The organism is Chryseobacterium sp. c4a (assembly GCF_009900745.1).
Classification (GTDB): domain Bacteria; phylum Bacteroidota; class Bacteroidia; order Flavobacteriales; family Weeksellaceae; genus Chryseobacterium.
The window spans coordinates 17,503-38,744 of record NZ_WXVU01000023.1 but is presented as its reverse complement, the minus strand read 5'-3'; the positions used below and the strand labels follow the sequence as shown (position 1 = coordinate 38,744).

Genomic DNA, 21,242 nt, shown 5'->3' with positions numbered 1-21,242 from the left:
GAAAATGAATTTTGAAAGAGAGAAATTAGTATTGCCGGAAGGAGGCAAAAAGCTGCTGCTGCATTCCTGTTGTGCCCCGTGCTCAGGAGAAGTAATGGAAGCCATCATTGCATCAGGTATAGAGTTTACCCTATTTTTTCATAATCCTAATATTCATCCAAAGAAAGAATATGATTTAAGGAAAGAAGAAAATATACGTTTTGCAGAAAAACATAACATTCCTTTCGTTGATGCTGATTATGATGTGGATGATTGGTTCGCCAGAGCAAAAGGTATGGAATGGGAACCCGAAAGAGGAATCCGATGTACCATGTGTTTTGATATGCGCTTTGAACGGACTGCATTGTATGCCTATGAAAACGGATTTGATATCATTTCCAGCTCACTGGGCATTTCCCGTTGGAAAAACATGGAACAAATCAATGATTGCGGAATTCGTGCTGCCGGTCATTATGAAGGAATTACTTATTGGACCTACAACTGGAGAAAAAAAGGCGGTTCAAAGCGTATGCTTGACATTAGCAAGGAGGAACAGTTTTATATGCAGGAATATTGCGGCTGTGCCTATTCTTTAAGAGATACCAATAAATGGCGGGTGGAAACAGGAAGAGAGAAAATAAAATTGGGCGAAAAATATTATGGTAAAGACTGAAAATATCTTTTTATTGATCTCAGCTAGATAAAATCATTTCATTATACTACGATACAAATGACCCCAATGGTCTTCAATAAATTGTATGCCCGTACTGTTGGGTACGGGTATATTTTATAGAGTCATTGTCTTGATTCCATCTTTGCTTCCTTAAAAATATAACATAAAATTCTTAAAGCTTTGCATCAAAAAAATCATTGTTTTCTAAACTCTACAGAGTAATTACCACAAATCATCTTATTTATAAAAATGAAGCTCTAAATTCCAAGGGTGAAAAAGAGGTACGGTTTTTAAACAAACGGTGAAAAGACTGTGGATGCTCAAATCCTAATTGATAAGCAATTTCTGAAACCGACATTTCTGTTGTGGAAAGTAGTTCTTTAGCTTTTTGAATCAAACGATTTTGAATATGCTGCTGGGTAGTCTGCCCTGTCTGTACCCGAAGCATATCACTGAGATAATTCGCACTTAGATTAAGTTTTTCAGCCACAAAATGAACGGTAGGAATTCCATTAATGATCAGCTTATCATTTTTAAAACATTCATCCAAAAGGGTTTCCAGCTTTGAAAGCAGATCATTATTCACTTTTTTACGGGTTAAAAACTGTCGGTTATAAAAACGATCACAATATTTCAACAATAAATCCAGGTTGGATACCAGCAGATCTTGTGTAAAAGAATCCATATTTGCATCGATCTCCTGTTCTATATTTACAATAATATCCATAATCGATTTTTCTTCTTTCTCAGAAAGGAATAGGGCTTCATTGGCGGTATAGGAGAAAAAGCCATAGTCTTTAATTTGGGATGCCAGAGGATAACTTTGAAGAAAATCAGGATGTACAACCAATACAAAACCCTCCACTTCATTCAGAAGAATATCTTCAAATTGTAAGACCTGCTGTGGAGCAGTAAAATACATAATACCCTCGTCAAAATCATAATACTGCTGACCATATTTAAACTTACCTCCTGCACAGTCTTTCTTAAGGGCTACAGCATAAAAATCTGTTATTATTGCACTGAGAATAGTCTCTGATTTTAATTTCACATCATTAAAACTGAATACACTGATCAGTGGGTTGGATGGCTTTTTCAATCCCAGAACCTGATGCATCGCATTGATTGATGAAATTTTTATGGGTGTTTTCATTACTGAATTTCTAATTTATTTTTTTTAACCCCAATAGAAATTTATGTGGTTTTAAAAGATAACTCATACTAAGTTACAATTTTATTATTTTCCGGAAAGCTGTTCGCTTTTAATCTGGCTGATTCCTTGTTTATAAAGAGTCACCTGAAATTCAGGAAATCTTTTTCTGAACTTTGAATCATCAAAGATATTATCATGCTCATATCTTGGAAGCAGCTCCAATAATTCCTTTACTTTTTTATTGAATAAAGCACCTATCTTAAATATAAACTTAGGTACAGCTGAATACTTCAGATCTTTATCATAAACTTCAGACGCTATTCTAATAAATTCGTTATAGGTTGGGTGGCTTTTATCCACTGGTAAATGCCAGGTTTGTCCAAATGCATCCGGTGTATTTCCAATTAAAGAGGTTGCACGGCTCGCATCCGGTGTCCAGATGAGACTTCTTCTTTTACTTGCACTCAATGGAACTTTCAATTTTTTTCCTTCTTTGATATGATTAAAAATCAATGTATTGGTAATACTTTGTGTTTTTCCAGGGCCATAAAATTCAGGAGCACGGCAGATTACCGCTTCCAACTCACCGGATTCTATTTCTCTCAATACCATTTCGGCCATTTTCCGTCTTACTCGTCCCTTTCTTCCCACTGGATCAAATACTGTATTTTCGTTCAAAACACGGCCATCTTGTGGATACATATAGGTGTTGTCAAAAAACACCAGTTTTGTTCCGTTGATCTTACAGGCATCAATTACATTTTGAAGTATCAGTGGAAATTGTTTTTCCCAAAGATCTGAACTTATCGAAAGGCCCAGTGTAAAGTAAGCAATTTCACTTCCTTTTACAGCTTCAATAGCTTTTTCACGAATAGATAAATCTGCGGAAAACACCTCATCAGTATCGTTTACTTTCTTTGCATCTCTGCTGACAATTCGGATATCTGAAGTAAAGTTTCTTTTTAGTTCTCTTGCCAGCTCTTCACCAATCTGTCCATTGGCTCCTAATATTGTTTGCATATTGTTTTACTTTTCCGGTTAATATTATATCCCGTTATTTTGATAAGGCAAAGTTCAGAAGAACAGAAATCATCAGAGTATCTCAATTAAGGGAAGTTGTAACAGAATCTCTGTTTTGAAAATTTCAAGATAAAAATGACTGTTATGAGCTTTTGCAGCAATGAATTCCAGGTAATTTATTTTAATTTCCCTCTAAACTCATGGATTTCGCAGATTTTACAACGATAAAGAGGAGTTAACTGGATCAAAGAGAGGATATTTACTCCTGATAAAAAATTATGGCTATGCGCCCGCTTAAAAAGAATCAATTTCATTGATACCATAAAACATAACTTAATTTATATTAAGAAATAGCACCATTTAAAAAATGATGCTACTATATTTATAAGTTAACAGTAAAAAGTTGTTATTTTTTCCGTTAGATCATTAATTTAGTTCCTGATTGGTTTTCTGAACAAAATCATTCCACTGTTTATTCAGAGATTCTAAAGATTGTTTTTTCTCATTTTTATTCAAAGAAGAGTAGTTAATAGAATTGAGAACCAATTTCTTTAATGCTTTTACATCCAATTCCCAATATACATAGGCCATCCAAAAGTCGTAACTTAATCCTTCATAGCCATATACGGCAGGGTCATCACTATTAATAGAGCATTGTACTCCATTGCTCAGTAAAACTCTTGCCGGATGGTTTCTCATATCACTTACATATCCTAGGATTTGGTTACTGATTGGACTTACTTCTACCAATTTATTCTGTTTTTTAATTAGCTCCATAGATTTTGGGAAGTAGATCAGATTAAGACCATGCCCAATTCTCTGGTTGTTCAATAAAGTAATATCCAGTATGTTTTTATTGAAAATGGAAGTGCTTTCTCCCGCATGAAGGAACAAAGGCATTTCTATTCCTGATTTTTTAGTAATTTCATTAATTTTCGTCCAGTTTTTCTGGAAAGAATTGATGCTGTTTCCGGCTGCTTCATCGGCAACAAGATCAAAACCTGAAATCATATCCGGGAATTGTTTTTTTAACTTAAAAGCAATCTCAAGTTCTTTTTCAATACTGTCGGAATCTAAAAATTTAAAACTCGAATAGATCAACTTCAGACTGAACTGAGGATCCGACTGACGCATTTGCTTTACAATATCCTGTAGATCTGTAATGGACTTTTCCAATGGATATTTCCCATGTTCAAAATCGTAGAGTTCATTAAAAACATATCTGATCTCCACATGCTGCACATGATCTTTAGCTAGATCCTGAAAGCCTTTTAAATAATATTCCTTGAAAAAAGGACGATAAGGCAATAACAAGTTGATGCGTTGGAAACGTTTTTCAAACTCAATCCAATAGTCTGTGTAAGAACAAAGATTATCTCTTTTTAAAAGGAGAAGATCATACAGTTTCTTTTCAAAACCGGCATCTGAACTTAGCTTTTTATCTAGATTAACAAATCCTTTTGGAACTTTTCCATTTTCAAAGAAGCCTAACTGACCGAAAATGAATTTATCATTGTCTTGTTGGTCATACACATAGCATTCTTTATATTTTCTAGCTGTCGCTATCAACCATTCTGCATTAGCCAACCCGCCACTGTGTGTGTGGAGCAGCCCTCCTTTAGGCATTGTTTGAATGATCTTAAACAACTTACTGGATTCTATCAATGGTTTTATTTCATTAAAAGAACGATTATATAGTGGAATATGCTGTTTTTCTGTTTCAATAAGAAACTGTTTCCTGATCTGAAATAGTTTTTTATCTAAAGCAATCTCAGCATCAGATAATTTTACATCTGCATCAAAGGCTATTGCTGCATTTTCTTGATCCAGCAATGTCCAGTTCTCTTGATAAGTAGACTTTTCTGCTACTTTAGTTTGGGCTCCTAACAGAGGAAACCCCAACATTAATATATAGGTAAGGTATTTTCTCATAATAATACTAACCTGTCATCAGCAAAAAGTACTTTGCCAATACAGTATTCAAAAATATAATTAATTTTTTGGTAAAAGTGTTTCTATCTGAAAAAAAAACAAATGATAACCTTTTAACGACATATTTTTCCTCTTCATCATCCTGCCTCTAGCCCCGATAGTAACGGTTACCCCGCAACACGTCCAAGCCATAGCCTGGCGTGAGGAGTATGAGTGGATAGCGGGAAATAGCTCCCACAAAAGAAATCGGGCGTAAAATACATAAAAAGTCTACAAAAACAATAGACTTATAATGTTAATTTTTATTCAACTACTAAAAATGGATTTTTTTCTAATTTTAAAACAAATATTTACAAGAATATAACGCATTAAAAAACAACACATTACCTTCTTTAAAATTCAATATTTTGCACAAAATTTCAATTACCCCACTAAATTAGTAGACTAATATGATTTTTCTCATATCCTTTTTTAACAAAGTTTTATGAATTATTAAATAATTTTGACCCAGATAAAAAAAATAAAACTCTATTCTCATGAATAAGAATGACTTTAATTCTTACCTATACACTATCATGGCTGTAGTTTCTGAACAACATAAGGGTTGTACAGGGAATAGCCTTTCACAGCACAACATCACTTCTAAAAAGATGTGCTTTGAATCTATGATGTGTAAAATGATGATGCCATAACTCCCAAAGAAATATGCACATTATTGTAGGAATTAAAGCCCGATAAGCTCAAGGCCTATTTAATCCGGGTACACCTCCTCTATTTTAACATTTTCTTTCTAACACCTCCTTACAAAAGGGAGGCTGGGGACTTATTTTTCCTAAACAGGAAGACAAAGAGTAATACACATATTCAATTTTTTAAACCTAAGATTAATATAATGAGAAAAAAACAATGCAAACTTGGTGTATTGGCCGTGCTTCTATTCGCAGAATATGGCTTTGCACAGAAAAAAGATAGTCTTTCACAGGAGACTTCCATCAAAGAAGTGGTGGTGGTAGCCTTCGGAAAGCAGAAAAAAGAGGAGATCACCGGATCTGTACAATCTTTAAAGGCTAAAGATCTTGGTAATCTTCAAAATGGAAACGTTCTTCAGGGAATTGGAGGTAAAGTAGCAGGGGTACAGGTGATCTCTTCCGGACAACCGGGTTCTCAGCCTACGATAAGGATGAGAGGAATTGGTTCCATCAATGCATCCAGTGACCCTTTAATCGTATTGGATGGAATTCCTTACAGTGGTGACTTGAATAGTATTTCTTCGGCGGATATTGAGAGTATTTCCTTTCTGGAAGATGCTTCTTCTAATGCTTTATACGGTTCAAGAGGTGCCAATGGGGTTATTATCGTGAATACCAAAAGGGGAAAAAATAAGAAGTTAACCGTAGATGTTGATGTAAAAACCGGAGTAAACTTCAGATCTATTGAGGATTATTCGGTATATACTTCACCACAGGACTACTATACAGCCTATTATAACAGAGGGAGAATTGGGGAAATTGTAAGACAGAAACAACCGGGAGCTGTTCCCTCCGGAACGACACCTCATGCAGTAGGACTTGCAGCATTAAACGGATTAGGCTACAATGTTTATAATGTACCTTTTAGTCAGTTGATTGCTCCTGACGGTTCTTTTAATCCTAATGCGAAGCTGCTTTATCAGGATAATTGGAAAAAATTACTTTTCAAGCCTGCTTTAAGAAGAGAAGCTACGGTAGGAATCAACGCCAGCGGTGATCAGGTAAAGTCTTATACATCATTGAACTACCTGGATGATAAAGGATATCTTATTGGTTCTGGTTTTGAAAGATTCGGGATCAGATCGAATGTAGACTACTCTATTACTCAAAAATTAAAATTAACAACGGCTCTTTCCTATACATATAGCAAGCAGAATTTTGGAGAAACAGGAGGTTTTTCCAATCCGTTTCAGTTTGCCAGAAATATAGCCCCTTTCTATCCTGTTTTTCTTAGAGATGACAATTATCAAAGGCTTTATGACAACCATGGAAATGCTCTTTATGATTATGGGGATGGACAAGGGCCCAACGGTGCTACCAGATCTTATGCTGTTTTTGAAAACCCGGTGGGAAATCTTCAACAGGATAAATCTCAAAGAATCAGTAATATCACCAATGCCAATCTCGGGTTAAGCTATGAAATCATCAAAGGATTAGATTTCACGTACAACTTTGGAGCTTATCTTGAAAATTTAAGAAACCTTCAATTCGGAAATACATTGGGCGGAACTTCTTCATCGGTAGGTGGAAACATTACGCATGAATCAATATTTAACTATACCCTGAATCATCAGCAATTGCTTACTTATCAAAAGAAATTCGATAAACATAGTTTCAATCTCCTTGTTGGTCATGAATTGAATAAAACAAAAAATGAAGGATTTTCCGGAACTAAGCAACAGCTTCTACTTCCCGATTCATCATCTTTTGATAATGCTGTAAAAATTACAGATTTGTCAGGAAACGGATATGAATATGCTGTAGAAGGATATTTTTCAAGGTTATTATACAACTATGATAATAAGTATTTCTTCAATGCCAATGTACGTAGAGATGGTTCTTCAGTATTTGCTCCTGAAAGCAGATGGGGTACTTTCTATGGTTTGGGAGCAGCATGGAATGTTGCCAAAGAAGATTTCCTGAAAGACAGCAAGGTGATAAACGCACTGAAGCTGAAGGTATCTTATGGACAGCAGGGAAATGATAATATCTTATTAAACAGTACTACCAGAGATTACTACGCTTATCAAGATATCTATGGAATCAATGACTTTGGAGATGGCAAACCTGTACTTACTTTAAAGAAACAAGGAAATAGAGATCTAAAATGGGAAACTTCCAAAAACCTGAATGCTGGATTTGAAATTTCTTTATTCAACAACAGAGTGAATGTAAATGCTGATTACTTTGAAAGAAAGGTATCGGATATGATCTATGCCCTTCCATTAGCAATATCCAATTCAGGCCCCTATGTGAAATATGGAAATATTGGAGATATGTATAATAAAGGAGTTCAAGCTAACATCAATGTAGATATTATCAGAACACAGGATCTTCAGTGGAATTTCTACGCCAACGCCACTCATTACAAAAACAAGATTACAAAATTACCTGAGCAACAAAGAGCAACAGGACTGGTTTCAGGGCTATTTGTTCTTGCTGAAGGCGGTGACCGATATACTTACTTTTTAAAAGAGTTTGCGGGAGTAAATCCTGAGAATGGTGATGCATTATGGTATAAAGATAAGTTCAATCCTGTTACTCAACAAGTAGAAAAGGTTATTACCAACGATAATAAAGAAGCGACCAATTATAATACCGGAAAATCAGCAATTCCAAAGGTATATGGTGGATTTGGAACAGATATTACCTATAAAAGAGTGAACCTATCGGTTAATTTCGCCTACCAATTTGGCGGATATGGATATGATGATATTTACAGATCGCTATTCCACTCTGATGCTTATGGTTCTAACTACACAACTGATCTTGATAAAACATGGACTCCTGAAAACCCAACAGCTGCTCTTCCACGTGTGGATTTAAATTCCAGCAACCAAAACGGAAATTCTACCCTTTACCTGATTAAGTCTGACTACATCAGCCTTCAGGATGTAACATTATCATACCAGCTATCTGACGATTTTGTAAAACAAATCGGTTTATCAGCCTTAAAAATTTATGCTACAGGAAACAATCTGTATCTATGGTCTAAGAGAAAAGGATATGACCCAAGAGCCTCATTAACAGGAGTATCTGATGCTTACAGATATTCTTTATTATCCAGTGTTTCACTTGGTTTTAAACTAACATTTTAAAAGAAATTATGAAAACAATAAAATACTTTATATCAGCATTAGCCGTAGGACTTATTACAACCGGATGTGCTAATGATCTCAATACATTACCAGAGGGAGACATCTCCGGTGAACAACTGAATGAAGATCAATCAAAGCCTGAAAAAATCCTGGGCGGAATTTATCTTGACCTTCGTAGTAATGGTGCCGGAGGAAATATCTCGTCTCACTCTGATTTTGGGATCATGGGAATAAAAGCAGGTGCCGATTTAATGTCTAATGATGTAATACAGGCAAAAAATCAGCATTTGGGAATGTTTTATAATTATGAAGCAACGAATGCCAGTAATATTGCTTCAGAAATCGTATGGACTACTTTTTATGCAAGGATATTTATCATCAATAAGTTACTTGGTGATTTAAAAGATGATGCAAGCCCTAAAAATAAAGCGATTAGAGGACAGTTGCTTGCCCTAAGAGCCTATTCTTATTTTCATCTGATCCGTTTTTATGCGAATGATTATAAGGGGCATCAATCTGATCCGGGGCTTCCTTTGGTTCTTACCACCAATAATCCTAGCCAGGGGCTTCCCAGATCTACAGTAGCCCAGGTATATTCACAAATTGGCCAGGATATTGAAGAATCTATTGTTCTTCTGGAAAGTTTCACCCGCCCATCAAGAGCTCAGATCGATCAAAGAACGGCAAAAGCTATTGCTTCTGAGATATTTCTGCAAACCGGAGATTATGCAAAAGCGGCAAAATATGCAGCAGACGGCAAGCAAGGGATTGCTCTAATGACAGAGAATGATTATACCACTACAGGGTTTTCCAGCATCAGTAATCCTGAGGTGATCTGGGGATTCCATAATACCATTTCCACCATGAGTATTGGAAATTTTTATGCCTCTTTCTTTTCTATGTTTGACAACACCAATGAAGGATACGCAGGAGCGGCACAGATTTATAAGCTTATTGACAAGCGTTTGTACGAAGCTATTCCGGATACGGATTACCGTAAAAAGGTATTCAATGGAAGCCAGCCTGTGAAATATACCTTTAATGGAAAGACTAAAAACTATCCTGCCTATGTAAGCTGGAAGTTCAAAGATCCAAGCATGTTTGAAGGAGATTATGTTTACATCAGAGCCTCATCATTGTATTATATAGAAGCTGAAGCTCTGGCAAGACAAGGAAGAGAAGCTGAAGCAAAACAGGTGTTATTTGAAATCGCATCCAAAAGAGATAAAGCTTATACATTATCTACCAAAACAGGAGCTGAGCTGATTAATGAAATCATCCTGCAAAAAAGGATTGAACTTTGGGGTGAAGGCTACGCTTGGTTTGATATGAAGAGATTGAATACACCTTTAGAAAGAGTATATACAGGAACCAACCATACTTTTGGAAGATTTAACCTGACACCGGATAAATTCAAATTCCAAATACCGAATAAAGAGATTAATAATAACCCCCAAATACAACAGAATTAATAGATAAAACCCAGAAAAAACAATTTTAATATATTTCAAGAAAGGCACCATTTTCAATAAATGGTGTCTTTTTTATCATAATATTTCTATCTTTTCCGGTCTCTTATTTTTCAGTAAGAAATTTATATCTGACAACCAGAATATCAAGAATTCCGACACAGAGATAATAGACTCCGCCTGCTAACATATTTGCCGGAAGATCAGAATAGAACGTATGAAAAAATATTGATAACAATAAAATGAAAAACCATAAGATCAGCTTTGCTGAAAAAACTCCGGCAACCCGAGATATCATTTCGTCATCTTTTATCGTTTTAGACTGAATCAGACACTGAACCAAAGTGATCAGATATCCGTAAAGCAGTTCTTTCTCTTTAACCAAATCAAAGGCAAAAAAATACAAGACAGGCATAGTTGCTACTAACAGCCAAATAAAAAGTTTCAGAAAAAAACCGGCTTTAAATTCTTTGGTGAGAATAAGTGTTGAGATAATAAATAAAGGAAAAACAACAAATACTGAATACAGCATATATTTATAAGTCAAAAGGACTTCTGTTTTCATTTCATCCGACATCCAGAACATCCGGAAATACAAAACCGACAGGTAAAATGAATTAAGTCCAAAAGCAATGGGCAATATTCTATGTTTCATAAAAAAAAAGTTGTTAATCTATTCATTCTATGAATTCTTTACAAAATCTAGCTAATTTATAAAAAAAACAGCACCATTTATAGAAATGATGCTATTCATACAATTTGATAATCAATAGAGTTAACCTTTTCTTCTTTATTTATTTTTTTTCTAATTCCTTTAGTTTCTGTTTCATCAATTCAATTTCCTGCGTCTGGGTTTTCAGAATGCTTTTCTGCAATTTGATTCATTTCAGGTGGTCATCCATTGCCAGCCTTAACGATGAGCATGTCGGTACCAACTGTCTCTATATTGAGTGTTTGGATACTGTATTCTGCATATTTTCCGCAGTCAGAGGTTTTATTGTAATCCATAAATATTGAAATAAACCCTAAAGACTTTAAACGGGTAATATTTCTAAAAATTATGCATGTATAGAGAATAAAGCTATTTTAATCATTAAAACAAAAAAAATCTCAGAATCAAGGTTCTGAGATCGAGGTTATAACTGAATTTAAACTAAAAAGATCCTGAAATTATATATAGATCCTTTTCCACTTGGTTATAGTATTTCTACTGATCCTAAACAAAAGGGAAAGATCTTTATTACTGCAGGGATTTTTTTTCTGATAATCTAAAATTTCAAGAATAGAATTTTGGTCATATGACTTATGCTTCTGATTGTTTATACGATCACCAAAAATCATTGTATTCAGCATAATAACATCCAGTGTTTCCAGCTCTTCTTTATTCAAAACTTCGGCACATATCTCTTTTTTTTCAGGAAACTTCAACTCTAGGATATCCATATAAAGTCTTTTATAATCTGGTTTTATAGCTTCTCTCATTTTACTAGTACTGTTAATATTTATATATCTGATAGAATTTGATGTTTTGTAATCCATTTATACAACGTTGTTTTCGGAATTCTATAATCATGTATAACCTCCTGTTTTGTTTTTTTTCCTGTTTTTATAAGTTCTAATATAAATTCAATAAGTTCATCCGAATAGATATTTTTTCTGAACTGCATAGATTGAGGTTTCTCTTTATTCTTAATCGGATTAGGATATTGAGGAGTATACAGAATCAAATGTTGAGAATATATTCTAAAAAAATCGTACCTCAGAAGTTTAGACCATTTCAGAAGATCACCAGTAGCAAGCTCCGGCTTTGTAAATATCTCTAAAATAGCATCTTCAGAAACCCTAAAAACCTCAGCAAGATGTCTTACGGTAATTTCCATTTCCTCTATTTTACTTTTGATAAGTTCTCCTATATGTATTTTTTTATATAGCATATGTATTTCTTTGGTTTTAATAAGTAAGGGGAAATACACTTACTTATGTGAATGTTATTCTAATAAAGAGCCCTGTTATTCCGGTACGAGGGAAAAATACTCGGCAGAGCTCCTGGATAATATAGTGGTGTGTTTTTAGAATCTATTGAGCTGTGATTGGTTTATTTCAAAGAATCACAACATACCCCTCAATATCTTATCATCAGGTTACCTATACTATAGAATATGTTCTTTAGAAAATATTTCTTAGCTCCAAAATCTATAGGAAGGCTGAGGGATATTTGTATAAATTCCAACCTGGGAGTACAAACCGTAAGAAAATAATGCAAGCATTAAGGTTAACAAATTTGTTTTCATAATTTAATATTAATATTAGTTTATTGGTATATATTATTTACAATTGAAAAAATAACAATAAAACCACATTATCATCCCTACATTTAATTGCTTCATATCGCTAGTATAAATTTGAAAAAAATGAAGTCAAGTTGCCAAAAAAAATAATTCTACAAATGTCCTTCATTAACCACAATACACTGATTATCAGTAAAATATTTTATTAAAAGAATCTTAAAACTTTTATAAAAACTCAATTAATATTCATCCATAAGTGAAAAATTCATTAAATACGCTGCATCACAATGCAAAAAAATACATCAATTCATACAACACCATTAAAAACCTGCCAGTAAACACAATGTTTTATAATCAATTCGTATATCATAAATTCCAGATTTCAATAAATTTCAAGTTGAAATAAGCGAACAAAAAAACAGAAAGAGAAGCTTACAGTTAAGTGTGTACTAACACACAATGAAAGCATCTAATCTTATTTTAGTTACTTTTATATCCCAATGCTCCATTTCACGACCTATTTACACACAGTTTCATAATTGCATATGCTACCACTCTCTTTTTTTACTTCTACCGGAAGAGACTACAATCCTGTTTGAGTACATTTTCAAATCTCAATGATATTACTTTCAGACTGCTCCCCTAATTAGAACCAAACAATTGTATAAAACAAAAAGCCACCCCTTAAAAGGATAGCTGTCATAATGTTCATCTTTGAAAATGTAACGTTTTTATTACTTCAATATATTAGGAATCCAATCCCTGAAAGAAAACATAAAGATCCTGATCGCTTGGAACATTGAGCTTTTTTCTCAACCTGTATTTTTTTTGTTGAGCAGACTTATGAAGGATAGACATATAGGAAGCAATCTCTTTTGAGCTGAAATTAAGCTTAATCATCGCGCACAAATGCAGATCAGCACTTGATAAATCTTCATTAATATCCAATAGCTTTTCTATGAAGTCCGGATATACTTCCTGAAAGCGGGTAAGAAAAGCAGAATCATTTCTTTTCGCCAGCTGAACAAGATCGCTAAAACTTTCATTTACTTTACTGGCAAGAACTTCTGTCTCATTGGTTAAAAGCTCAGTCTGACTTTTAAGAATGGTAGTCTCTTCCCGTAGCTTACTTTTTTTGTTTTTCATCTTTCTATACATCAAAACAAATCCAATCACAATGATCAATATCAGCACTGCCGAACTCGCAAATAATTTGAATTTGAAGACCTCTACATCATTTTCTTTCTCCGTCAATACTTTATCAATCAGAAGATTTACTGTTTCAGTCTGATCTTTAGAAAGTTTTGATTTAGCATCCAGGTATTTATTTTCAAATTCAGCTTCTTTTTCCTTATTCCCCATTCCTTTGTAAGCCTCAGCTATAGACTGATAAATAAATGGAAGATTGTATGCCCGTTTGGTTTCTAAAAAAACATCAAGCGCTTTCTGATAAAAAACCTGTGCTTCAGCATAGTTACCTTGAGTTTTGTAATAATCTCCTGCTACCCTATACACCATTCCTTTCTGTGCATTTAATTGGATTGTATCTCTTTTTACAAGCTCAAGAGATCTGTCAACATATAATTTTGAAGAATCAATAAGTGCTGTATGCAACAAGTGATGTTTAGCAATTAAACTATTAATCAGAGGAGTATTGATCACGTTTCTTGCCCGGTGAAAATAGATAAGCGCAGAATCCTTTCTTCCTGCTTCATATAAAAAATCGCCTCTGTTTGAAAATACTCTATCTAAAAAGTAATTTCTTTTATCCTGCAAAGAGCATTTACCGGTATAATACAGTGCTTTTGAATTAAACCCTAAAGCATTTTTATACAATCCGGTTACTTTACTCAACTGGCCGTACTCCTGGTAAAGCTTTGCTTTAAGAGCTTCATTTTTTGAATTTTGAAGGAGAGCCTCTGCTTTCTTTAAAAATACAAGGCCTTTCTTATAGTTCCCAATGCTTACAGATATATTAGACATATTAATGTAACAAAGAGCTTCTCCATCACTGTAATCTTCTTGTCGGGCTTTTTGAAGATATTCTTCATTCAGCAACATACAGTCTCCAAAATTACCAGCAAGACGCAACACCTCATTTTTATGAAGCAATGGATAATCAAAATTGGTCATAGACAACTTTCCTCCCGTACAACTATTAAAAAAAAAGAAGCAGAATATACTTAACATAAAATATCCACTCTTCGGGAATCTAAGATCTGTCATAAATTAATTATAAATAAAAATTAAATCATAAAATGAATCAATAATACATTTTATGAAAAAGTTTAACGAAAATAAGAAAACAGATACATCCTACAGAAAAAACACATCCTACAAATATCCCTCATTCAAAAAATAACAGAACAAAAAAATTGATAATCAATAAATTAAAATACAAAATTTATTTAGAACAATAAAATAAATAAATCAGGAGACTCATGATGTAGTACCTATTTTTCTTTTCATATTTACCAAAAAATTCATACTTATTTGATATAAGACATTGAAAAAAATCTTTTTTAACATCTTGTAAAAGTCATAAATTAAGTTTCAAAACAGCCAATCAAAATCTATCAATACCATAAAATTTACCAAATGGTAAACTGCAAAGAAAAACTTTTTTATACCTTTTCATCATGAATGAATTCATTGAATATATCCTCCGTTTTGGAACCCTGAACCAACAACAGATTGATTTTATTTCAGGCAAAGGAAAAATAGCTGAACTTCGCAAAGATGATTATTTTGCTGAAGCAGGTAAAGTACTCCGGGAAGTAGGTTTTCTTATTGATGGTATTTTCAGAATCTGTTATTACAACAATAAAGGAGATGAAATTACCAAGATCTTTTTAGAAGAGAATCATTTACTCATGAATTTGAAAAATGTCCCCTCTACAGAATATATACAGGCAGCAACAGATTGCAAGCTTCTTACATTTACAGTAAAAGATTGGGAAGAGATATCCAATACGGTTATAGGCTGGAACGAGATCATTCAAAAAATACATAGTAAAGCACTGCTGCAAAAACTGGAACGAGTTTCTCCGCTTGTATCTCAGGATGCCACGACCCGCTATCTTGAGTTTATGCAGAAATATCCAACGTTAGCTAACCGCATTCCGTTATCCTATATTGCATCCTATCTTGGAATTACCCAACAGTCCCTGAGCAGAATACGGCGAAATATCCACTAACACTTTTTACCAAATGGTAAACGATTCTGTTTTTCTTTTGAAGAATTTTGTCTTGTCGATTCAAAATAAAAGAAAATGAAATCAAGAAAATTAGGAAATATACAAGTCTCTGCCATTGGCTATGGCTGTATGGGATTAAGCATGGGATATGGTGCTCCTCCTACAAAAGACGAATCTATTCAATTGATTCAACAAGCTTTCGATCTGGGATGTACATTCTTTGATACCGCAGAAATATATGCTGCAGGAGACAATGAAAAACTGATTGGTGAAGCACTGAAAGCAGTCCGCCATGATACGGTAATAGCAAGTAAATTCCTGATCAGAGAAGCCTGGACAGCAGGAGCAAAAGACCTAAAGAGAGAAATTCAAACCCGACTGGAAAATTCATTAAGAAATTTAAAGACAGATCATCTTGATCTATACTATCAGCACAGGGTAAACCAAGATATTCCGGTGGAAGATGTTGCCGGGATTATGGGTGATTTTATTCAGGAAGGAAAAATTCTCGGGTGGGGACAATCGCAGGCTACTCCTGATGAGATAAAACGAGCCCATGCCGTCACTCCACTTGCTGCCGTACAAAGTGAATATTCTATTATGGAAAGAATGTTTGAAAAAGAGGTTATTCCTTTATGTCAGGAATTAAACATTGGATTTGTCCCGTTTTCTCCCTTAGCAGGAGGCTTTCTATCCGGAAAAATAAATGCAGATACTTCATTTACAGGATTTGATGCAAGACGTGTCATTACTCGTTACCAAAAAGAAAATATCATTGCCAACCAGCCTTTATTGAATATATTACAGGAATTTGCTTTCAACAAGAATGCTACTCCTGCTCAAATTTCATTAGCTTGGATGCTTCATAAATACGATTTCATTGTTCCTATTCCAGGATCTAAAAATAGAGATCGGCTTAAAGAGAATCTCGGGGCAGCAGATATTGTTCTTACCAATGAGGAATTTAGCAATATTGAAAATGAACTTTCTAAGATTCAGATTCACGGTAACCGTAGGGATGAAGATCTGGCTAAACTGAGTACATTACAATAGCTTCTTTCTCCTCAAAAAAGTTAATCCTAAAATGAGAATAGATTACAATGCCATTTGATTCACCTCAAATGGCATTTTTAAAAACAATTTTCAATGAATAAAAATATTGTCCTCAAATTGAAAAAGAGATAACAGAAATACATATATTTGAAAACCAAAAACCAATTCAAACAACCATCACAAAATGAAATCAGAGAAAATCATTCTTACACTATTTATTCTATTTTTAAGCCTTTCTCTGTTTTCACAAAACAATACCAATTCAGAATTAAAAGCACAAAAAGTACCGTCTTATGCTAAAAAAATCGACAGTATTATGACAACTTCTTCTCCACTGAAGTTTAATGGAGTGGTTTTAGTTTCTCAACATGGAAAAGCAAAATTTCTAAAGGCCAATGGATATAAAGATGTTGAAAAAAAGATCGCTTTAAAAACCGATGACCAATTTGAAATCATGTCCAATTCAAAACAAATCACTGCAGTTCTCATCCTACAAGCTGCAGAACAGGGAAAACTTGATCTTCAGACTTCTATAAAAAAATACCTTCCTTCACTTACTCAGTCCTGGGCAGACACTGTAACGATACACAATCTTTTAAATCATACTCATGGTATTGTAGATATTGAAAAGCCGACAGCTTTTAAAGTAGGATCACAGTTTAAATACGGAAATCTTTCTTATATGCTTTTGGGGGAAATTCTTCAAAATACAACGGGTAAAAACTTTACAGAACTCGCCAATTCCCTTTTTAAAAGGCTAAAAATGAAGAAAACATTCGTTTACAATCATCAAAATAATCAAGCGCTCGTTCCAGGCTATAGAAGTGAGAATAATCAGTTTGAAAAAGTAGAGCATTCATTTTTAAATGATGAAATAGCTCCTGCTGCCGGAGTGATTTCTACAGTAGAAGATCTTTCAAAATGGGATCAGGCGCTCTTTAAAGGAAAACTTCTTTCGCCTCAATTTCAAAAGCTTATCCTCACCCCATCTACATCTTCTCAACACAATGTTTTTGGGAAAGAAAGTATGGGATTTGGATATAACATCAGATTCATCAAAGAAGCCGGACTTGATTATTATGCTGTTACAGGGCTTGGGGATGGTTTTACCTGTCTTAATGTGTATTTCCCATCCACAGATACAAGTTTAATCATTCTTGAAAACCAGATGCCCAGAAATAGTGAGCATTGGAGCTTCCAGGAAGCAGCCATCAAAAATGTAATATTGAAAAGTATGACCTACCAATAACGCTTTGAAATTTTCACGCACTTTTTTGTATCTTTTCAAAACACAGTAAAACCGATGGGAATATTCTTCATAGTTTTTATAGTCATCATTCTGGTTATTCTCCTGATATCCAAATTAAAAATCCCTACCCTTCAGAAAATATTCTGGTCTGTAGTGGCCGTTATTGTTGTCTTTTCTTTGATTTTCTATTGGTTTATCCGGGGATTTGAAAGAGGAAGAGACAAACTGGCTCCAACCGAAGAAGAACTCAATCAACCTACCAAATAAAAGCTCTCCTATTTACTTCTTTTTAAAATCCGGTCTTTCATAGCAGCAAAAGGTTTTTCAATGAAAAATCTGTACAGCAAAGCACTTATAAGGCAGCTCACTAAACAGATAATCATACATATTGCATCTGAAGATTCAAGATCAAATCGTTCGAAGAGAGTCTGAATTATATGAATAATTCCCTTATGAGAAAGATAGATTGCATAAGATAAAGCTGCCAGTTCAGTCGTAATATAGGATTTCCACTTAGCAAGAAACGAGGACGCTGAAACAGCAGACATCAGAATACAACCATAACTTACTGCCACCAAAGTAAATCCCCAAACTGAAGCCATTTCTGAAGCCTGTTCATTACATATCCAAAATGTAATACCCAATAATATTACTCCTACCAGAAAAAGACCGTTACCATTCTGATGAACCCCTTTTTTAAAAAGGGAAGAATACTGCATACAATGACTAATGAGAACCCCTACTCCAAGGCAATCCAATCTAGTATGGGTGGGGTAATATATTGTCATATACCAAGTACGCCAGAATTCCAGAGAGTTAGTTTCCATTCCCACAATAGATGTATTCCATAATACCAACCGCATGATGATGGAAAACATAATGAATAACACCATCAAAGCTGCTAAATATTTAAACAGTTTTGAAGGCATTATCAGTAAAAGAAATAAAGGGAGGAAAAGGTAAAATTGTTCTTCAATGCACAATGACCATGCGTGAGAAAATGTTCCCTGATCAATCACATTTAATCCATAATTTTGTGTGAAAGTAATGAATTTCCAGAAGGGTGGTAAAGCTTCCCGTTCCCTGAAAAAAGGTACTGTAAAATACAGGAAAAGCGTAAAGAAATAGGTTGGGATAATCCGAAAAAAACGTTTGATGTAAAATGTCTTCAGACTTATAGTTCCTGTATATTTCATCTCCTTAAACAATTGACCTGAAATCAGGAAACCACTCAGTACAAAGAAAAGATCCACTCCTGTCCAGCCAAACTTCCCCATTATTTCGATCCATTCCGGATGTTTAAATGCCCGGTAGTGAAACAATAAAACCAATACAATAGCTAATGATCTCAAATGATCTAATCCATAAAGCCTTTCTGAACGCTCTGTTGTCATATTTTTTTATACAAATTTTGAGAAAAACAAGACTTCCTTTAAACAAGAAATGCAGAAAGCAGGAATTCAGATTCCAATGACGAAATATGCAGTCTGCCCTTTGAATGATGTTATCTATCCTCATTGCATCGGATTTTAAATCAATTTTACCAGCGTTATCCTAAGTTTTTATATTTTTGATGGTGATGACAATCAAACCCTTCGCTTATAACCTACAAAATCTATACTTCCAGCTTCTTTTCTGGATCGCTTTATTTTTGTTTGGAACTGCCAAAACTTATGGGGAATATGATGGAGAAGTGTTTAATCAATCGGTAATTTACAATTTCTGTCACTGGATTTTTCAGATTTTGGGTGCTAATTTTATCTACTATTTCCTGATCCGATATTTTTTTGACCGAAAAAAATATATTGAATTTTCAATCTATCTTATTCTAAGCTTGTATTGTATTTCGGTAGCCAACAGGATCTTTATTGTGGATATTGCAGAACCTTTTTTCACCCATGAGCCTAAAGATAGCCTGATCAGCATTTTCACAGATATCCGATATCTTTTGTTTCATTATACATTTCCCATTATCAGTGGAGCTTTTATCTTTATCTCAATAATGTTTTTCATGCGGTATAAAGATGAAAAAGAAAACAGCATAAAGCTTCAAAAAGAAAAAACTGAACTGGAACTAAAATCCCTTAAATCACAACTTAATCCTCATTTCTTGTTTAATACTCTGAACAATATCTATTCTCTTTCCATCAGTCGGTCAGATAAAACCTCCCAGTCCATCAGTCAGCTGTCAGACATTCTGGATTACATCCTTTACAAAGGACAAAAAAAATGGGTTCCTGTGGCAGATGAACTTAGTATTATTGATGATTATATAGCATTGGAAAGTCTTCGTTATTCTGATGAAAGATTAAAAATAACCAAGAAAATAGCTATAAGATCTTCCAATTGTATTCCACCACTCCTCTATCTTACCTTAGTAGAAAATGCCTTTAAACACGGTGCCGGAAAAAATTTTGAAGCGACAGAAATAAAGATAGAGCTGGAAGCGAATGAAAAAATCTCAGTTTTCAAAATTAAAAACACTTTTATCACTCCTTCCGTTCATCATGAAACAGGTATTGGGCTTCAGAATATTCAGCAACAATTGGAGCACCATTATCCGGGAAATTTCACCTTTTATATTTCCAGAGAAAACAATATTTTTAATGTTGAAATAATTACTCCCTCACAATATGATTAACTGTATCATTGTAGATGACGAACCTTTGGCTGCCACATTACTGGAAAATCATATTTCTAAAATCGATTATTTAAAATTGATCGGGAAAGCAGAAAATGCTCTTGAAGCCTATAAACTCCTTCAAAACCAAACTGTAGATCTGATGTTTCTTGATATTCAGATGCCTCACTTCAACGGAATCGATTTTTTGAAATCACTTTCTCAAAAACCTAAGACCATTTTTACAACCGCTTACAGAGAGTTTGCAGTAGAAGGATTTGAGCTTGAAGCTGTAGATTATCTCCTGAAACCCATCACCTTTGAACGTTTTTTTAAAGCCGTAGAACGCGTATTGAGGAATATTACAGATTCAAAAGATGATTTTATCATTCTTAAAATTGAGGGAATGCATAGAAAATTGCCTCTTTCAGATATCGTTTACATGGAAAGCCAGGGAAATGATATTAAAATAACTTTATCTACTCACGAAAACTTTATTTCAAAAAGTAAAATAACAGACCTGGAATTTCTTTTATCTTCAAAAGGATTTATAAGAATCCACAGATCGTTTATCATCAATACGGCTTTTGTTACAGCATTCAATAATCATGAGATTCATCTGGGCAGTTATCAGATTCCTGTTGGAAGAAGCTATAAACAGGAATTTGATTCTTTTACTTCTATTATTATAAAAAATCGTTTGCTATAACCTACCCATCAAATTTATCACAGTTAAGTGATGAATTATTGCAATTTTATCAG

The 21,242-nt window shown here is 34.1% G+C and carries 18 protein-coding genes; 10 read left to right on the top strand and 8 right to left on the bottom strand.

Annotated features, from left to right (window positions below; translation table 11 throughout):
* The first annotated feature begins 4 nt into the window (after nucleotides 1–4).
* The gene (locus GTR01_RS22515) at nucleotides 5–652 is read left to right on the top strand and encodes an epoxyqueuosine reductase QueH (RefSeq protein ID WP_160139967.1); all 648 of its coding nucleotides are present in this window, start codon (nucleotides 5–7) and stop codon (nucleotides 650–652) included.
* A 241-nt stretch (nucleotides 653–893) separates the two neighbouring features.
* Here GTR01_RS22515 and GTR01_RS22510 read toward each other — a convergent pair whose 3' ends face one another.
* From GTR01_RS22510 to GTR01_RS22500, 3 genes are all read right to left on the bottom strand, one after another.
* Entirely contained in the window at nucleotides 894–1,805 is a 912-nt protein-coding gene (locus GTR01_RS22510; protein WP_160139966.1) for a helix-turn-helix domain-containing protein, read from the bottom strand.
* Between the two features lie 84 nt (nucleotides 1,806–1,889).
* Nucleotides 1,890–2,825: an NAD-dependent epimerase/dehydratase family protein gene (locus GTR01_RS22505; RefSeq protein ID WP_160139965.1), complete on the bottom strand. Its 936-nt coding sequence runs from the start codon at nucleotides 2,823–2,825 to the stop codon at nucleotides 1,890–1,892.
* Nucleotides 2,826–3,251: 426 nt separating this feature from the next.
* The gene (locus tag GTR01_RS22500; RefSeq protein WP_228452324.1) at nucleotides 3,252–4,757 is read right to left on the bottom strand and encodes an adenosine kinase; all 1,506 of its coding nucleotides are present in this window, start codon (nucleotides 4,755–4,757) and stop codon (nucleotides 3,252–3,254) included.
* 536 nt (nucleotides 4,758–5,293) lie between these two features.
* Here GTR01_RS22500 and GTR01_RS22495 point away from each other — a divergent pair.
* From GTR01_RS22495 to GTR01_RS22485, 3 genes are all read left to right on the top strand, one after another.
* Nucleotides 5,294–5,449 carry a hypothetical protein gene (locus GTR01_RS22495; RefSeq protein WP_160139964.1) on the top strand — a complete coding sequence of 52 codons (156 nt, stop codon included), beginning with the start codon at nucleotides 5,294–5,296 and terminating at the stop codon, nucleotides 5,447–5,449.
* Nucleotides 5,450–5,649: 200 nt separating this feature from the next.
* Nucleotides 5,650–8,604 carry a SusC/RagA family TonB-linked outer membrane protein gene (locus tag GTR01_RS22490; protein ID WP_160139963.1) on the top strand — a complete coding sequence of 985 codons (2,955 nt, stop codon included), beginning with the start codon at nucleotides 5,650–5,652 and terminating at the stop codon, nucleotides 8,602–8,604.
* Between the two features lie 8 nt (nucleotides 8,605–8,612).
* The gene (locus GTR01_RS22485) at nucleotides 8,613–10,076 is read left to right on the top strand and encodes a RagB/SusD family nutrient uptake outer membrane protein (RefSeq protein ID WP_160139962.1); all 1,464 of its coding nucleotides are present in this window, start codon (nucleotides 8,613–8,615) and stop codon (nucleotides 10,074–10,076) included.
* A 103-nt stretch (nucleotides 10,077–10,179) separates the two neighbouring features.
* On the opposite strand, the gene GTR01_RS22480 is transcribed toward GTR01_RS22485, so the two are convergent.
* From GTR01_RS22480 to GTR01_RS22465, 4 genes are all read right to left on the bottom strand, one after another.
* A complete protein-coding gene (locus tag GTR01_RS22480; protein WP_160139961.1) occupies nucleotides 10,180–10,728 on the bottom strand; it encodes a hypothetical protein in 549 nt (182 codons plus the stop codon).
* 515 nt (nucleotides 10,729–11,243) lie between these two features.
* Nucleotides 11,244–11,555 carry a helix-turn-helix domain-containing protein gene (locus GTR01_RS22475; protein ID WP_160139960.1) on the bottom strand — a complete coding sequence of 104 codons (312 nt, stop codon included), beginning with the start codon at nucleotides 11,553–11,555 and terminating at the stop codon, nucleotides 11,244–11,246.
* Nucleotides 11,556–11,575: 20 nt separating this feature from the next.
* Complete coding sequence (locus GTR01_RS22470; protein WP_228452323.1) at nucleotides 11,576–11,953, bottom strand: hypothetical protein; 378 nt, start codon at nucleotides 11,951–11,953, stop codon at nucleotides 11,576–11,578.
* Between the two features lie 1,155 nt (nucleotides 11,954–13,108).
* Complete coding sequence (locus GTR01_RS22465; protein ID WP_160139958.1) at nucleotides 13,109–14,494, bottom strand: hypothetical protein; 1,386 nt, start codon at nucleotides 14,492–14,494, stop codon at nucleotides 13,109–13,111.
* A gap of 506 nt (nucleotides 14,495–15,000) precedes the next feature.
* On the opposite strand from GTR01_RS22465, the gene GTR01_RS22460 reads away from it, so the two are divergent.
* The 4 genes from GTR01_RS22460 (at nucleotide 15,001) to GTR01_RS22445 (ending at nucleotide 18,127) form a co-directional block, all read left to right on the top strand.
* Complete coding sequence (locus GTR01_RS22460) at nucleotides 15,001–15,558, top strand: Crp/Fnr family transcriptional regulator (protein ID WP_160139957.1); 558 nt, start codon at nucleotides 15,001–15,003, stop codon at nucleotides 15,556–15,558.
* Nucleotides 15,559–15,633: 75 nt separating this feature from the next.
* Nucleotides 15,634–16,611, top strand: a complete 978-nt coding sequence (locus tag GTR01_RS22455; protein WP_160139956.1) for an aldo/keto reductase — start codon at nucleotides 15,634–15,636, stop codon at nucleotides 16,609–16,611.
* A 184-nt stretch (nucleotides 16,612–16,795) separates the two neighbouring features.
* Nucleotides 16,796–17,860, top strand: a complete 1,065-nt coding sequence (locus GTR01_RS22450) for a serine hydrolase domain-containing protein (protein ID WP_160139955.1) — start codon at nucleotides 16,796–16,798, stop codon at nucleotides 17,858–17,860.
* Nucleotides 17,861–17,914: 54 nt separating this feature from the next.
* Nucleotides 17,915–18,127 carry a hypothetical protein gene (locus tag GTR01_RS22445; RefSeq protein WP_160139954.1) on the top strand — a complete coding sequence of 71 codons (213 nt, stop codon included), beginning with the start codon at nucleotides 17,915–17,917 and terminating at the stop codon, nucleotides 18,125–18,127.
* Between the two features lie 8 nt (nucleotides 18,128–18,135).
* On the opposite strand, the gene GTR01_RS22440 is transcribed toward GTR01_RS22445, so the two are convergent.
* Nucleotides 18,136–19,254, bottom strand: coding sequence for an acyltransferase family protein (locus GTR01_RS22440; protein WP_160139953.1), 1,119 nt, complete (start codon nucleotides 19,252–19,254; stop codon nucleotides 18,136–18,138).
* Between the two features lie 185 nt (nucleotides 19,255–19,439).
* On the opposite strand from GTR01_RS22440, the gene GTR01_RS22435 reads away from it, so the two are divergent.
* Entirely contained in the window at nucleotides 19,440–20,501 is a 1,062-nt protein-coding gene (locus tag GTR01_RS22435; RefSeq protein ID WP_160139952.1) for a sensor histidine kinase, read from the top strand.
* The gene (locus GTR01_RS22430; protein ID WP_160139951.1) at nucleotides 20,494–21,189 is read left to right on the top strand and encodes a LytR/AlgR family response regulator transcription factor; all 696 of its coding nucleotides are present in this window, start codon (nucleotides 20,494–20,496) and stop codon (nucleotides 21,187–21,189) included. The genes GTR01_RS22435 and GTR01_RS22430 overlap by 8 nt, the downstream gene beginning before the upstream one ends.
* The last annotated feature ends 53 nt before the right edge of the window (nucleotides 21,190–21,242 follow it).

Bases quoted from the DNA above. Each gene is read 5' to 3' on its own strand.
- GTR01_RS22515 (WP_160139967.1), top strand. From the start codon at position 5: ATGAATTTTGAAAGAGAGAAATTAGTATTGCCGGAAGGAGGCAAAAAG.
- GTR01_RS22480 (WP_160139961.1), bottom strand. From the start codon at position 10,728: ATGAAACATAGAATATTGCCCATTGCTTTTGGACTTAATTCATTTTAC.
- GTR01_RS22490 (WP_160139963.1), top strand. From the start codon at position 5,650: ATGAGAAAAAAACAATGCAAACTTGGTGTATTGGCCGTGCTTCTATTC.
- GTR01_RS22430 (WP_160139951.1), top strand. From the start codon at position 20,494: ATGATTAACTGTATCATTGTAGATGACGAACCTTTGGCTGCCACATTA.
- GTR01_RS22505 (WP_160139965.1), bottom strand. From the start codon at position 2,825: ATGCAAACAATATTAGGAGCCAATGGACAGATTGGTGAAGAGCTGGCA.
- GTR01_RS22435 (WP_160139952.1), top strand. From the start codon at position 19,440: ATGACAATCAAACCCTTCGCTTATAACCTACAAAATCTATACTTCCAG.
- GTR01_RS22500 (WP_228452324.1), bottom strand. From the start codon at position 4,757: ATGAGAAAATACCTTACCTATATATTAATGTTGGGGTTTCCTCTGTTA.
- GTR01_RS22495 (WP_160139964.1), top strand. From the start codon at position 5,294: ATGAATAAGAATGACTTTAATTCTTACCTATACACTATCATGGCTGTA.
- GTR01_RS22450 (WP_160139955.1), top strand. From the start codon at position 16,796: ATGAAATCAGAGAAAATCATTCTTACACTATTTATTCTATTTTTAAGC.
- GTR01_RS22510 (WP_160139966.1), bottom strand. From the start codon at position 1,805: ATGAAAACACCCATAAAAATTTCATCAATCAATGCGATGCATCAGGTT.
- GTR01_RS22460 (WP_160139957.1), top strand. From the start codon at position 15,001: ATGAATGAATTCATTGAATATATCCTCCGTTTTGGAACCCTGAACCAA.
- GTR01_RS22475 (WP_160139960.1), bottom strand. From the start codon at position 11,555: ATGAGAGAAGCTATAAAACCAGATTATAAAAGACTTTATATGGATATC.
- GTR01_RS22455 (WP_160139956.1), top strand. From the start codon at position 15,634: ATGAAATCAAGAAAATTAGGAAATATACAAGTCTCTGCCATTGGCTAT.
- GTR01_RS22440 (WP_160139953.1), bottom strand. From the start codon at position 19,254: ATGACAACAGAGCGTTCAGAAAGGCTTTATGGATTAGATCATTTGAGA.
- GTR01_RS22470 (WP_228452323.1), bottom strand. From the start codon at position 11,953: ATGGAAATTACCGTAAGACATCTTGCTGAGGTTTTTAGGGTTTCTGAA.
- GTR01_RS22485 (WP_160139962.1), top strand. From the start codon at position 8,613: ATGAAAACAATAAAATACTTTATATCAGCATTAGCCGTAGGACTTATT.
- GTR01_RS22445 (WP_160139954.1), top strand. From the start codon at position 17,915: ATGGGAATATTCTTCATAGTTTTTATAGTCATCATTCTGGTTATTCTC.
- GTR01_RS22465 (WP_160139958.1), bottom strand. From the start codon at position 14,494: ATGACCAATTTTGATTATCCATTGCTTCATAAAAATGAGGTGTTGCGT.